Raw genomic sequence first — 13,459 nt, 5'->3', positions numbered from 1 at the left:
TCGCTCGTGACACGGACTCCCGCGGCTCCCGGCGTGCGGCCGACGGCCCTCGGTGCCCCGCTGGACCCCGATGCGGCCATCTCCATCCGCGGTCTGGTCAAGCGGTACGGCGACCGCGCCGTCGTCGACGGGCTGGACCTCGACATCCGCCGCGGGGAGATCTTCGCCCTGCTCGGACCCAACGGCGCCGGCAAGACGACCACCGTCGAGATCTGCGAGGGCTACCGCGACCGGGACGGCGGGGAGGTCCGCGTGCTCGGTGTGGACCCGGCCAGGGGCGGCCGCCGCTGGAAGGCCGACCTGGGCATCGTGCTGCAGTCCGGCGCCGGTGACAGCCAGCTGTCGGTCCGGGAGCTGCTGACGGCGCAGGCCTCCTACTTCGCCGATCCGCGCGACGCCGACGAGGTGCTCGAGCTGGTCGGCCTCACGGACAAGGCCGGCGCCCGTGGCCGCACCCTGTCCGGCGGGCAGCGCCGCCGGCTCGACGTGGCTCTGGGCATCGTCGGCCGGCCCACGCTGCTGTTCCTGGACGAGCCGACCACCGGGTTCGACCCCGAGGCGCGGCGCCAGTTCTGGGCCCTGATCCGCTCGCTGCGCGAGCTCGGCACGACGATGCTGCTGACCACCCACTACCTGGACGAGGCCGAGGAGCTGGCCGACCGGGTCGGGGTCATCGCCCGCGGCCAGCTGGCGGAGGTCGCCGTCCCCACCGCGCTGGGCGGCCGCGGCACCGCACCGGCCGTCGTCAGCTGGACCGAGGGCGGCGCCCGGCGCACCGTCGAGACCGCCCGGCCCACCGCGTTCGTCGCCGAGCTGGCGGCCCGCTTCCCCGGTGAGGTCCCCGACCTCGCGGTGCGCCGGCCCACGCTCGAGGACGTCTACCTGACGATGATCGGGGACCGCTCGTGACGACGTCCACCGCGCTGCCCTCGCTGGCGCGGGTCTCCCGGACCCGGGCCGGGGTGGAGCTCAAGGAGTTCTTCCGGCAGCGGGAGTCGGTGGTCTTCACCCTGCTGTTCCCGGTGATCCTGCTGCTGGGCCTCGGTGCGGTCCTGGACTACGACCTCGGCTCCGGCGTCGACTTCCCGCAGTACTTCATGGCCGGGGTGATCGCCGCCGGCATCGTCGGCGCCAGCCTGCAGAATCTGGCCATCCACATCGCCGGCGAGCGCTCCGACGGAACGCTCAAGGCGCTGGCCGGCAGCCCGATGCCCAAGACCGCCTACTTCGTCGGCAAGGTGGCGCAGGTGGTGGCGGTGACGCTCGCCACCATCGGGATCCTGCTGCTCGTCGGCGTGCTCGTGTTCGGGATCGACCTCCCGTCGGGCGCCGACTGGCTGACCTTCGCCTGGGTGACGCTGCTCGGCGCGGCGGCCTGCACGCTCCTGGGCATCGCCGTGTCGTCGCTGGCCCGCAACTCGCGGTCGGCGTCGGCCACGGTCACGCCGATCGCCCTGGTGCTGGAGTTCATCTCCGGCGTGTTCATGCCCTTCGACCAGGTTCCCGGCTGGCTGCAGGACGTCGCCGCGGTCTTCCCGGTCAAGTGGCTGGCGCAGGGGCTGCGCGCGGTCTTCCTGCCCGACTCCCTCGCCGCCCGGGAGCCGGCCGGGTCGTGGGAGCTCGGGACCGTCGCGATCGTGCTGGGCACCTGGTGCGTCGTCGGCCTGTTCCTCTGCGTCGCCACCTTCCGCTGGCAGGATCGCGGAAGTCGGTGACGGGGACGTCCTTGCGCAGTCCGGCCATCCGCCTGGCTTCGCAGCTTGGCGGGCGAGACGGCTAAGTTCCTGTCTGTGTCTGTGGATCTGACCGGGACGGCAGTGGTCATCCGCGGCGGCCAGGTCCGCGATCCGCAGGTGGTCCTACGCAAGCTCCAAGGGTTGGAGGATCGCGGCCGCCGGCCGCTGATCTCTGTGTTCGCCGCCAACAGGGGCGAAGGGGAGACGGAGGAGGCCGCGTTCGTGCGGGTCTGTGCCGAATCGGGCGTCCCGCACGGGCAGGTGCAGCGGTCTACCGCAGGGCGCCTGGAGGCGGCTGGCTTCGCGCTGGAGCATGATCCCTCGAACGGGCAAGGGGACGTGCACTACAACGTCGCCTTCGACGGAGAAGTGACAGAATCAAGGGCGGTGGACTTCGTTGCGAGCTTCGAGGAGCCCGCACCCAACCCGGCTAAGGGGAAGGAGCCGACATGACGGCGACAATCCACGTCGACTTCAATGATCTGGTTCGTGGGGGTCAAGTGCTCGGCTACCTCGACCAAGTCGACGGCGAGATCGCTGTCGGTGACGAGGTTGTTGCGGTAGATGATGCTGAAGGCTTGACCTTCGGTGCCACCGTCGGGGCCATCGAGGACGACGAAGTCTACCTTTTGATGCACTGGCGTACGCGCCAATCCTCGGATGAGGTCGCCATGGACTTCGCGGCGGTTGCCAAGCCGCATGGGCTCGGAGTCGTTAACCAAGGGTGGGTTGTGTCATGGAATACGCCGAGTCGCTCCCCGCTGCTTGGTGACTATGGAAGCGAGCTGCATGAGCACCCGTTTGATCGTAGAGTGGTAACGCGAAATGAGCATCTCTCCTTTGCTGGGTCGTCACTCTCGTGAGACTGACGGCTGCGCTTCTTTGTGATTCGGCCACCGTTCGCGAGAGTCTCTTGCATGTGCTCGGTGGTGGGGTAACCGTCGTCGCGAGTTCTGCTTTTCCTGCACCTTTTGGTGTCGACATGGCCCTCCTGCTCGAGTTGGATTCAGACGAGCCTGATTTGAGTCATAGCGTCGCTGTGACGGCATTCGACGAGCAGGGTCAGCAGGTCTTCAGGTTGGCGGGGGAGCTGCGTCGCCCGGTGACTGACGAGGGGATGAAGCCTCTCGTCCCTACCGTCAACTTCCCGCTGACTGTCCCGATGTCGCTCCATCCTGTAGACCGCCCTGGGCTTTATAGGATCGTCGTCTCCTTGGATGAGCGACAAGATCGGACGCTGTGGCTGCGGATGGTGGACTCGAGTTCCTCGTAATCGGCGCTCGCGTCGAGTCGCCGCGCCTGCCCTGTCCGGATCGAGTTTCCGGTGCCGACTTGCGTCGTATCCGTCCGCTGCGCATGAGCGCATGGAGCCCTTGTCCGGCTTGTGGCCCTTCCTGCCCAGCTGTCGTCCCGTAAGGCCGCAAAGTGATAATGGAGCGGTGCCTGCTCCGCTCGACGCCGAGAACGTCCGCCGCGCCCCGAAGGTCCTCCTGCACGACCACCTGGACGGCGGGCTGCGGCCGCAGACCGTGCTGGAGCTGGCCGACGCGGCGGGGTACCGCGCCCTGCCGGCGTCCGACGCCGATGCGCTCGGCCGGTGGTTCCGGCAGTCGGCCGACTCCGGGTCGCTGGTCCGGTACCTGGAGACGTTCGCGCACACCGTCGGCGTGATGCAGAGCCCCGAGGCGGTCCACCGGGTGGCGCGGGAGTGCGCCGTGGACCTCGCCGCGGACGGCGTCGTGTACGCCGAGGTCCGCATGGCTCCCGAGCTGCTCACGCCGGGCATGCCGCTCGAGGTGGCCGTGGAGGCCATGCTCGACGGCTACGCGCAGGGCAGCCGTGACGCCGCGGGAACGGGCACGCCGATCCGCATCGGCACCCTGCTGTGCGCCATGCGGCAGGACGACCGCTGGGACGAGGTCGCCGAACTGGTGGTGCGCTACCGCGATGCGGGGGTGGTGGGCTTCGACCTGGCCGGCCCGGAGATCGGCTTCCCCCCGGACCGCATCCCGTCCGCCCTCGCCGTCCTCGACCGCGGGCACGGCCACCGCACCATCCACGCGGGGGAGGCAGCCGGCATCGACAGCATCGTGGCCGCCCTGGACGGCGCCGGCGCCGAGCGGCTGGGCCACGGTGTCCGGATCGCCGACGAGGTGGGCGAGGACGGCGCGCTCGGCCCCGTGGCCCAGCGGGTGCGGGACGAGCAGGTTCCCCTGGAGGTCGCGCCGTCGTCGAACGTGCAGACCGGGGCCTACCCGTCGCTGGCCGCGCACCCGGTGGACCGGCTGCACCGCCTCGGCTTCGCGGTCACCCTGAACACCGACAACCGGTTGATGAGCGGCGTCTCGGCCACGAGCGAGGTCACCGACGTCGCGACGACGTTCGGCTGGACGTGGGACGACGTGCGGACGATCACCGAGCGGGCGCTGGCGGGCGCCTTCCTGGCCGACGACGAGCGTGCCCGGCTGCTCGACGAGGTCGTCCGCCCCGGGTACGCCGCTCTCCAGTCCTGACCCGGGGTGACGGCAGCCACCCCCCGCTCGGGAATCGATCCGCGATCTTCGCTGCTAACCTGGGCGTACCGGCACAAGGCCGGTCATCCTCCCGGACGGTTTGTCCGGGCATGAGCGCATCCGTGCAGATCCCGCGTTCCATCCCTGGGCGCAGACGATCGCCAAGTGAGGACGCCGGTACCTGACGGTGCTCCTCCTCTTTCACGGGACGCGCTCCGAGCAGTATCGGAGCCCCACCCCGCATGACTTTGGTCCACCCTGTCGCGTTCGAGTCCACCAAGGCCGAGAACGCCGTTCAGAACACCACTGAGAACCCTGTCGAGAACACCGCGGCGGACGACGCCGTCGAGACCGGCACCACCGAGGCCGGCCCCACCTTCGGCCAGCTGGGCCTGCCCCAGCAGCTGGTGACGGCGCTGGAGCGGCGCGGTATCCACCGCCCGTTCGCCATCCAGACCTCGGCCCTGCCGGACGCCCTCGCCGGGCGCGACGTGCTGGGCAAGGCCGCCACTGGCTCGGGCAAGACGCTCGCTTTCGGGCTGCCGCTGCTGGCCCGCATCGGCGCCGAGGTGAAGAGCGGCCGCCGCGCCCCGCGCGGCCTGGTCCTCGTGCCCACCCGTGAGCTGGCGCAGCAGGTGCACGACAACCTGGCGCCGCTGGGCCAGGCCACCGGCGTCGTGCTGGCGACCGTCTACGGCGGCGCCCCCATGTACCGCCAGATCCAGCAGCTGCGGCGCGGGGTCGACGTCGTCATCGCCACCCCCGGCCGGCTGCAGGACCTGATCAGCCAGGGCGAGTGCACCCTGGCCGACGTCGTCGTCACCGTCCTGGACGAGGCCGACTTCATGGCCGACCTGGGCTTCCTCCCGGTCGTCAAGGAGCTGCTCGACCAGACCGACCGCAACGCCCAGCGGCTGCTGTTCTCCGCCACCCTGGACGGCGAGGTCGACTCCCTGGTCCGCCGCTACCTCAAGGACCCGGCTCGTCACGAGGTCGTCCGCCCCGGCGGCGAGGCCCCGCCGGCCGAGCACCTGGCCTTCACCCTCGCCTTCCGCGACAAGCTGCAGGTGGCCACCGAGCTCGCCGGTCGCCCCGGCCGCACGATCATCTTCGCCCGCACGCAGCTGGGTGTGGACCGGCTGGCCGAGAACCTCAAGGCCGCCGGCATCAAGGCCGAGGCGATCCACGGCGGGCTGCCCCAGGCGGCGCGCAAGCGTGCGCTGGAGGAGTTCACCGACGCCCGCTCGCCGGTGCTCGTCGCCACCGACGTCGCCGCCCGCGGCATCCACGTCGACGACGTCTCGCTGGTCCTGCACTACGACCCGCCGACGGACGCCAAGACCTACCTGCACCGTTCGGGCCGCACCGCCCGCGCCGGTGCCGCCGGTGTCGTCGTCTCCCTGCTGCTGCCCGACCAGGTGGGCCAGGCCAAGCGCCGGTTCCGCACGGCCAAGGTGGACCCGCCGATCGACCGGACCCGTCCGGGCGACGCGCCCATCAACGACCTCGTCGCCAAGGGCATCCCGGTGGAGCCCAAGGAGCGCACCCAGCGCGACATGCGCCGCGGTGGTGGCGGCCCCGGTGGGCGTCCGCGTCGTGACGGTGACCGTCCCACCGGTGGCTCCCGCGGGGGCCCGCGTCGCTCCTTCGGCGACCGGCCCCGGCCGGCCGGTGAGCGGTCCGGCGGGGAGCGCTCCTACGGCGAGCGGTCCTCGTCCGGCGAGCGGTCCTACGGTGATCGCGGTCGCTCCGGCGGGCGGCCCAGCCGTCCGTCGCGCTACGGCAGCTGAAAGAGGATCCCCTTCCTCCCCACCCCTCGCCAGCTCGGGGCGGGCCCCTGGAAGGGGACCGGAAAGACAGACGTGGCCGGTCCCGGGATCTCCCGGGGCCGGCCACGTCCGTCGTCCGGGCGGTTCAGTCGCGGAAGACCAGCGCCCCGCAGATCTCCGCCACGATCTCGTCCCACACCGGGTGGAGCTGGGCGGCCTCGGCGGCACCGAGGACGGCCTCCGGCTCGCGCTCGGCGCGGGCCAGCGCCCGGCCCAGCGGTGCGGTGGGGGCGAGCAGCTCCTCCACCCGGGTGAGCCCGGCGTACTCGGCCAGGTCGCGCACGCCCTCCACCGGCTGCAGCAGTGCCCGCAGCGGGACGAGGCCGGCGGCGCCGTCGGCCACCTCGGTGAGGGCCTCGGACACCTCGGTGAGGTCGTAGCGGTCCTGCTCGGCCGGGAGCGGGGGGGTGTCGGTGTCGGCCACCTCCGGCCAGGACGCGATCTCGGTCAGGTCGTGCCGCTCCTTGCCCGCGGAGAACCGCGCGAGCTCGGTGGGGCTGCCGAACAGGAAGACCTCCCCGTCGCGGCCGAGGAACCGGGCGACGTCCTCGACGTAGCAGCGCAGGGTGACCCCGGCGCCCTCGGGGACGACGAGCTCGACCGGCAGGATGCCGACGGCCTCCCAGAACTCGGCGGCCGCGGCGACGGCGGGCGCCGACGCGGTGACCCGGCTGCCGCGCGCGATCGTGCGCACACCGGCCCGGGGAGCCGCCGATGCGGCGGTGGCGCCGGCCGGTGCGGTGCCGGCGCGCGCGGGCAGCGGGGCCTCGTCGTCCGAGCCGCCGGCGACGTGGTCGCCTGCTTCGGAGGCCGACGGGTACTCGTCGAGGGTGGCGGTGCCGCCGCCGGTCCAGTCGAAGTGCTCCGACAGCTCCTCGACGACGTCCTCCCACAGGTCGTCGAGGACGGTGCCGACCCCGATCCAGGCGTCCTCGCCGGAGCGGCCGGCGAAGGCCTCGACGCCCAGGCCGAGGGAGCCGATCTCCGGCTTGCCGGCGAGCTCGGCGACGGCCTCGAACTCGTCGTCGTCGTCGTCCTCGTCGGTGGTGTCCAGGCACTCGGCGAGCCGGCTGACGATGTCGACCGTCGCCGCCAGCTCCTCCACGGCCCACCGGTCGGGGTCTTCGGCCGCCATGTCGTAGACACCGTCGAGGTCGTACCGGTGGTCGTCGTCCGGGGTCAGGTCGGCCGCGCCGAGCCCGGCGACGACCGGCCACACCGGGTGGTCGGCGAGGTCGTGCTCGGTACGGGTGCGGCAGAAGGCGGCGAGCTTCGCCGGCGTGGGGAAGAGGTGCAGGGTGGCGGTGTTCCCCTCGGTGGTCCCGAGGAAGGCCTGCCACTCCTCGCCGTCCTCCTCCCACGGGGGGGCCCACAGCGTGTATCCCGTGCGGTCGTCGAGGGTCAGTGCGATGGGGACGATGCTGGGCCTGGCCACCCGCCCATCCTGCCCTGTCGGCCCTGGCGCGCATCCCGGGGCCGGGCCAGCGGGCCGCACACGCCGATGGGGTGCCAGGAGAAGGACCCCGTCCTCCCCACCCCTCGCACGCTCGGGACGGGGCCGCTCACAACCCGATGGGATGCCAGACCGTCTTGGTCTCCAGGAAAGGCGTCATGCGCGACAGCCCCGGGTCGGCGGTCCAGTCGGGCTCGGTCGCCGGGGGGCGGACGACGCGCTTGATGGTGCCGGCGGCCTCCCGCTCGAACTCCATGGCCCGCGTCGCCGGGGCGCCGGTCAGGTCGATGCCGTCGACGTCGGCGTGCTCGGCCAGCCACGGACCCAGCTCTGCGGCGTCGCCGGTGAGGAGGTTGACCACTCCGCCGGGGACGTCGCTGGTGGCCAGCACCTCCGCGAGGGTGACGGCCGGGATCGGCCGGTCCCTGGAGGTGACGACGACGGCGGTGCTGCCGGTGGCCAGCACGGGTGCCAGCACGCTGACCAGGCCGAGCAGCGAGGACTGCTGCGGCGCCAGGACGGCGACGACGCCGCTGGGCTCGGGAAGCGAGAAGTCGAAGTAGGGCCCCGCCACGGGGTTCGCGCTGCCGAGGACGGCGGCCAGCTTGTCGGTCCAGCCGGCGTACCAGACCCAGCGGTCGATGGCGGCGTCCACGGCGGCCCGCGCCTTGGACGCCGACAGGCCCTCGCCGGCGGCGACCTCGTCGCAGAACTGGACGTGTCGCCCCTCCATCACCTCGGCCACCCGGTAGAGCACCTGGCCGCGGTTGTAGGCGGTGGACGTCGACCACTTGGGGAAGGCGGCCCGGGCGGCGACGACGGCGTCGCGGGCGTCCTTGCGGCTCGCCCGCGCCACGTTGGCCTGGAAGTGGCCCTTCGTGTCCGTCACCTCGTAGGTGCGGCCGCTCTCCGAGCGCGGGAAAGCGCCGTTCACGTACAGCTTGTAGGTCTTGCGGACGGCCAGCCGGTCGGAACTCACTGGTCAGCACCCTTCAGGTACGCGGCCAGACCGTGCCGGCCGCCCTCGCGGCCGTAGCCGGACTGCTTGTAGCCGCCGAAGGGCGACGTCGGGTCGAACTTGTTGAAGGTGTTGGCCCACACGACGCCGGCGCGTAGCTGGTCGGCGATCTTCAGGATCCGCGATCCCTTCTCGCTCCAGATGCCGGCCGACAGCCCGTAGGTGGTGTTGTTCGCCTTCGCCACCGCCTCGTCGGGGGTGCGGAAGGTGAGCACGGACAGGACGGGGCCGAACACCTCGTCGCGGGCGATGCGGTGGGCGGGGGAGACGCCGGTGAAGACGGTCGGCGGGAACCAGTAGCCGCGCTCGGGCAGGTCGCAGGCGGGCTGCCAGCGCTGGGCGCCCTCGGCCTCGCCGATGTCGGAGAGCTCTCGGATGCGGGCGAGCTGCTCGGCGCTGTTGATCGCCCCGATGTCGGTGTTCTTGTCCAGCGGGTCGCCCACGCGCAGCGTGCCGATGCGGCGCTGCAGGCTCGCGATGACCTCGTCGTGGATCGACTCCTGCACCAGCAGCCGGCTGCCCGCGCAGCACACGTGGCCCTGGTTGAAGAAGATGCCCTGCACGATGCCCTCGACGGCCTGGTCGATCGGGGCGTCGTCGAAGACGATGTTGGCCGCCTTGCCGCCCAGCTCGAGGGTCAGCAACTTGACCGTGCCGGCCACGGAGCGGGCGATCGACCGGCCCACTTCGGTCGAACCGGTGAACGCCACCTTGTCCACGTCGTCGTGCTCGACGACCGCACGGCCGGTCTCCCCGGCGCCGGTGACGATGTTCACCACGCCCGGCGGCAGGTCGGCCTGCCGGCAGACCTCGGCGAACAGCAGCGCCGTGAGCGGGGTGGTCTCGGCCGGCTTGAGGACGACGGTGTTGCCGGTGGCCAGCGCGGGCGCGACCTTCCACGCCAGCATCAGCAGCGGGAAGTTCCACGGGATGACCTGACCGGCCACACCCAGCGGGCGTGGGTTCGACCCGAGCCCCGCGTGCTCGAGCTTGTCGGCCCAGCCCGCGTGGTAGAAGAAGTGCGCGGCGGCCAGGGGGACGTCGATGTCCCGTGATTCCCGGATCGGCTTCCCGTTGTCCAGCGACTCCAGGACGGCGAACTCCCGCGCCCGCTCCTGCAGCAGCCGGGCGATCCGGAACAGGTACTTGCTGCGGTCGGCCGGACGCATCGGGCCCCAGGTCTTCTCGAACGCCCGCCGGGCGGCGCGGACCGCGCGGTCGACGTCGGCCGCGCTCGCGGCGGAGACCTCGGTGAGGACCTCCTCCGTGGCCGGGTTGACCGTCTTGAACGACTCCCCGGTGCCGTCGACGAACTCGCCGTCGACGAACAGGCCGTAGGACGGCGCGATGTCGACGATGGACCGCGACTCGGGCGCGGGGGCGTACTCGAACATGCTGGTCGCGGGCTGGGCCGGGCTGGGCGGAGAAGAAGTCATCGTCGGTCAGTCCACCGTGACGTAGTCGGGGCCGGAGTAGTGGCCGGTGCGCAGCTTCTGCCGCTGCAGCAGGAGGTCGCCCAGCAGGCCGGAGGCGCCGAACCGGAACCAGTCGGGGTCCAGCCAGTCGGCGCCGACGGTCTCGTTGATCAGGACGAGGTGTTTGATCGCGTCCTTCGTGGTCCGGATGCCGCCGGCGGGCTTGAAGCCGACCTGGCGGCCGGTCGCGGCGCGGAAGTCGCGGACCGCCTCCAGCATCACCAGGCTCACCGGGAGGGTGGCGGCCGGGTTCACCTTGCCGGTGGAGGTCTTGATGAAGTCGCCACCGGCGAGCATCGCGATCCAGCTGGCGCGGCGGACGTTGTCGAGGGTGACCAGCTCGCCGGTCTCGAGGATGACCTTGAGGTGGGCGGGGGCGCCTCCGTCAGGCCGGGAACAGGCCTCCTTCACCGCGACCACCTCCTCGTACACGTCGAGGTAGCGGCCGCCGAGGAAGGCGCCCCGGTCGATGACCATGTCGATCTCGTCGGCGCCGTTCGCCACGGCGTCCTGCACGTCGGCGATCTTCACGGCCCGGCTGGCGCGGCCGCTCGGGAAGGCGGTGGCGACGGCGGCGACGTGGATGCCGCTGTCGCCGAGCGCCTCGCGGGCGACGCCGGCCAGGTCGCCGTAGACGCAGACCGCCGCGACCTGCGGGGTCGTCGGGTCGGACGGGTCGGGCTGCCTGGCCTTCGCGGCGAGGCTGCGGACCCTGCCGGGGGTGTCGGCGCCCTCGAGGGTGGTGAGGTCGACCATCGAGATGGCGGTGTCGATCGCCCACGCCTTCGACGTCGTCTTGATCGACCGGGTGCCCAGGGTGGCGACGCGGGCCTCGGCGCCGACCTGATCCACGCCGGGCAGCCCGTGCAGGAAGGCGCGGAAGGCGGCCGCGGTCCGGGTGACGTCGTCGTACGGAGCCAGCGGCGCGCGCACCGTGGGGATCGCCCCGGACAGCGCGCCGGGGTCGAGCACGTGGGTCATGGCGGCCATTCTCCCCTGCGGCCGGACATTTCCCGAACCTGCTCATCCGACCGGGGCCGCTGATGAGCCCCGACGATCATGGACCTGCAGTGGGGGGGGGGGGGGGGGGGGGGGGGGGGGCCGCCCCGCCCCCCCAGAATCCCAGCCCGGGGGGTTTCCCCCCCTCCTCTCTGGCCCCTGTGGGGGCCCGCGGCCGGTCCGAGACGGCGCGTCGCCCCGGCAACTCCATGATCGCTCCCGGGGTGAGCGGAGCTGGGGGCGGTGCACGGGCGGGGGTGTCTGCCGGTCCGGTCAGCTCGCTACGGTTCTGCCCGTGCAGCTCACCGTCGTCGACCACCCGCTGGCCCGTGCCCGCCTCTCCCGGATGCGGGACGAGCGGACGGACAACGCCATGTTCCGGGCCGCCCTGCGCGAGCTCACGCAGATGCTGGTCTACGAGGCGACCCGCGACCTGATCGTGGCGGAGGAGCAGATCACCACCCCGGTCACCACGACGACGGGGTACCGGCTCGCGGCTCCGCCGCTGATCGTTCCGGTGCTGCGGGCGGGCCTGGGCATGGCCGACACGGCGCACGGCATGCTGCCCGAGTCGCAGATGGGCTTCGTCGGCCTCGCCCGCAACGAGGAGACCTTCCAGCCCGAGGCCTACATGGCCTCGCTGCCGGAGTCGCTCGTGGGCCGGGACGTCTTCGTGCTCGACCCGATGCTCGCCACCGGCGGCTCGCTGGTGCACTGCTGCGAGCTGCTGACGGCGCGCGGCACCACCTCGATCACCGTGCTGTGCGCGCTCGCCGCTCCCGACGGCATCCGCCGGCTGGAGGAGAGCGGCCTGCCGCTGCGGGTGTTCACCGCCAGCATCGACGAGGGGCTCAACGACAAGGCCTACATCGTCCCGGGCCTCGGCGACGCCGGCGACCGCCAGTTCGGCGCGGTCTGACCGTGCGCTTCGGGGTCCTCGGCACCGGCCACTGGGCGAAGGCGGTGCACGCGACCGCGCTGGCCGCCCACCCGGCGGCCGAGCTGGTCGGGGTGTGGGGCCGGGACGCCGAGCGGGCCGAGGCGCTGGGAGCGGAGTTCGAGGTGCCGGGGTTCGGTGACGTCGACGAGCTGCTGTCGCAGGTCGACGCCGTCACGCTCGCCCTGCCGCCGGACGTGCAGGCACCCCTGGCCGAGCGTGCCGCCGCAGCCGGCAAGCACCTCCTGCTGGAGAAACCGATCGCCCTGGACGTCCCCGCCGCCGACCGCGTGGTCTCCGCCGTCCGGGACGCCGGCGTCGCCTCGGTCGTCTTCTTCACCTTCCGCTTCCAGTCGCAGACCTCCACGTGGCTGACCCAGGCGGCGCGGACGGAGCTCGCGGGGGGCGCCGGCTCGTGGCTGGGCTCGCTGGCCGGGACGCCGTTCGCGGCCTCGCCGTGGCGCCAGGAGCGTGGGGCGCTCTGGGACATCGGCCCGCACGCGCTGTCGGTGCTCGTCCCCGCGTTGGGGCCCGTCGTCGCGGTGCAGGCCGGCGCCGGGCTGCGGGACACCGTGCACCTGGTGCTCACCCACGAGTCGGGGATCGCCTCGACCGTGTCGCTGTCGCACACGGTGGCGCCGATGTCGTCCGGCATCGAGTTCTTCGTGCACGGGGACGCCGGGCGGTTGGTGCTGCTGCCCGACGTCGAGGCCCCGGTCGAGGCGTTCCAGGTGGCGGTCGACGAACTCGGTGCGGCGGCCCTGACCGGCGGGGCGCACCCCTGCGACGTCGCGTTCGGCCGCGATGTCGTCGCCGTGCTCGCGACTGCCGCCCAGGCGCTGGAGTCGGGTTGCCGGGAGCCGGTCGCCCGCTGATCGGCCGGGGCGGAGTCGTTCGGCGCGGACAGCACGCCCGACCGGATCCACCCGTGCGACCGGATAGCGTGCTGCTGTTTCACCCGACCGGGTGATCCGTATGCGCTGCTCAGCGTCATGTGACCTCCTCCACCAGAGTCGGGATCGAGCTCGCCCTCTCGACCTCGACCGGACGGAGACCCGGTGAATTTCACCAACTGGTACGTGCGGACCGGCCGGATCGCGCCGCGCACCTTCTGGCTGCACTACTTCCTGCCGCTCGCCGGCCTCGTGGCGCTGGCTCTGGCCGCTGATGCAGCAGTGGTGCTCTCGCAGGTGGACGAGGCCGTGGCGAACGCGAACGGCGGCAGCTTCCGGGTGAGCTCGAGCATCTTCAGCGGGGCCGTGTTGCTGCTGACTCTCGTGCCGCAGACCACGTCCATGGTGGCGCGACTGCACGACCGAGGGCACTCCGCCTGGTGGCTGCTCTTCTACCTGCTGCCGCTCGTCGGGACGATCGTGCTGCTGGTCCAGGCCGCGCTGCCCGGTGATGAGGGCCCGAACCAGTACGGGCCCGAGCCCGACGTGCCGGTCTCCGGCCCGGTGTCCGCCTGACCCGAACCCCTCCGGTAGCAGGCACGGGCG

14 protein-coding genes are annotated in these 13,459 nt (G+C 72.3%); 10 read left to right on the top strand and 4 right to left on the bottom strand.

Going from position 1 to position 13,459, the window contains the following annotated elements; all coding sequences use genetic code 11:
• Nucleotides 1-6: 6 nt before the first annotated feature.
• The 7 genes from QOZ86_RS06715 (at nt 7) to QOZ86_RS06690 (ending at nt 6,039) form a co-directional block, all read left to right on the top strand.
• The gene (locus QOZ86_RS06715; protein ID WP_284491195.1) at nt 7-909 is read left to right on the top strand and encodes an ABC transporter ATP-binding protein; all 903 of its coding nucleotides are present in this window, start codon (nt 7-9) and stop codon (nt 907-909) included.
• Nucleotides 906-1,715 (top strand): ABC transporter permease, encoded by an 810-nt coding sequence (locus tag QOZ86_RS06710; RefSeq protein WP_284491194.1) that lies wholly within the window; start codon nt 906-908, stop codon nt 1,713-1,715. The genes QOZ86_RS06715 and QOZ86_RS06710 overlap by 4 nt, the downstream gene beginning before the upstream one ends.
• A 75-nt stretch (nt 1,716-1,790) precedes the next feature.
• The gene (locus QOZ86_RS06705) at nt 1,791-2,189 is read left to right on the top strand and encodes a hypothetical protein (RefSeq protein WP_284491193.1); all 399 of its coding nucleotides are present in this window, start codon (nt 1,791-1,793) and stop codon (nt 2,187-2,189) included.
• On the top strand, nt 2,186-2,599 hold the full coding sequence (locus QOZ86_RS06700) for a hypothetical protein (protein ID WP_284491192.1): 414 nt from the start codon (nt 2,186-2,188) through the stop codon (nt 2,597-2,599). Before QOZ86_RS06705 ends, QOZ86_RS06700 begins: the two co-directional genes overlap by 4 nt.
• Nucleotides 2,596-3,009 (top strand): DUF6941 family protein, encoded by a 414-nt coding sequence (locus QOZ86_RS21140; RefSeq protein ID WP_431521199.1) that lies wholly within the window; start codon nt 2,596-2,598, stop codon nt 3,007-3,009. Before QOZ86_RS06700 ends, QOZ86_RS21140 begins: the two co-directional genes overlap by 4 nt.
• Nucleotides 3,010-3,175: 166 nt before the next feature.
• Nucleotides 3,176-4,249: an adenosine deaminase gene (locus QOZ86_RS06695; RefSeq protein WP_284491191.1), complete on the top strand. Its 1,074-nt coding sequence runs from the start codon at nt 3,176-3,178 to the stop codon at nt 4,247-4,249.
• A 242-nt stretch (nt 4,250-4,491) separates the two neighbouring features.
• On the top strand, nt 4,492-6,039 hold the full coding sequence (locus tag QOZ86_RS06690) for a DEAD/DEAH box helicase (protein WP_284491190.1): 1,548 nt from the start codon (nt 4,492-4,494) through the stop codon (nt 6,037-6,039).
• Nucleotides 6,040-6,163: 124 nt separating this feature from the next.
• On the opposite strand, the gene QOZ86_RS06685 is transcribed toward QOZ86_RS06690, so the two are convergent.
• From QOZ86_RS06685 to deoC, 4 genes are all read right to left on the bottom strand, one after another.
• The gene (locus QOZ86_RS06685; protein WP_284491189.1) at nt 6,164-7,513 is read right to left on the bottom strand and encodes a hypothetical protein; all 1,350 of its coding nucleotides are present in this window, start codon (nt 7,511-7,513) and stop codon (nt 6,164-6,166) included.
• Between the two features lie 127 nt (nt 7,514-7,640).
• Nucleotides 7,641-8,510 (bottom strand): aldehyde dehydrogenase family protein, encoded by an 870-nt coding sequence (locus tag QOZ86_RS06680; RefSeq protein WP_284491188.1) that lies wholly within the window; start codon nt 8,508-8,510, stop codon nt 7,641-7,643.
• Complete coding sequence (locus QOZ86_RS06675; protein WP_284491187.1) at nt 8,507-9,985, bottom strand: aldehyde dehydrogenase family protein; 1,479 nt, start codon at nt 9,983-9,985, stop codon at nt 8,507-8,509. The genes QOZ86_RS06680 and QOZ86_RS06675 overlap by 4 nt, the downstream gene beginning before the upstream one ends.
• Nucleotides 9,986-9,991: 6 nt before the next feature.
• On the bottom strand, nt 9,992-11,005 hold the full coding sequence (gene deoC, locus QOZ86_RS06670; protein WP_284491186.1) for a deoxyribose-phosphate aldolase: 1,014 nt from the start codon (nt 11,003-11,005) through the stop codon (nt 9,992-9,994).
• 313 nt (nt 11,006-11,318) lie between these two features.
• Here deoC and upp point away from each other — a divergent pair, with 313 nt between their 5' ends.
• From upp to QOZ86_RS06655, 3 genes are all read left to right on the top strand, one after another.
• Nucleotides 11,319-11,942: a uracil phosphoribosyltransferase gene (upp, locus tag QOZ86_RS06665; RefSeq protein WP_284491185.1), complete on the top strand. Its 624-nt coding sequence runs from the start codon at nt 11,319-11,321 to the stop codon at nt 11,940-11,942.
• A 2-nt stretch (nt 11,943-11,944) separates the two neighbouring features.
• The gene (locus tag QOZ86_RS06660; protein WP_284491184.1) at nt 11,945-12,835 is read left to right on the top strand and encodes a Gfo/Idh/MocA family protein; all 891 of its coding nucleotides are present in this window, start codon (nt 11,945-11,947) and stop codon (nt 12,833-12,835) included.
• A 183-nt stretch (nt 12,836-13,018) separates the two neighbouring features.
• Nucleotides 13,019-13,429, top strand: coding sequence for a DUF805 domain-containing protein (locus QOZ86_RS06655; RefSeq protein WP_284491183.1), 411 nt, complete (start codon nt 13,019-13,021; stop codon nt 13,427-13,429).
• Nucleotides 13,430-13,459 lie beyond the last annotated feature (30 nt).

The sequence above is a fragment of the Blastococcus capsensis genome, from assembly GCF_030165005.1.
GTDB classification, from domain to species: Bacteria; Actinomycetota; Actinomycetes; order Mycobacteriales; family Geodermatophilaceae; genus Blastococcus; species Blastococcus capsensis.
Note: the sequence above shows the minus strand (reverse complement) of the source record. Positions and strands in the feature narration are given on the sequence as shown.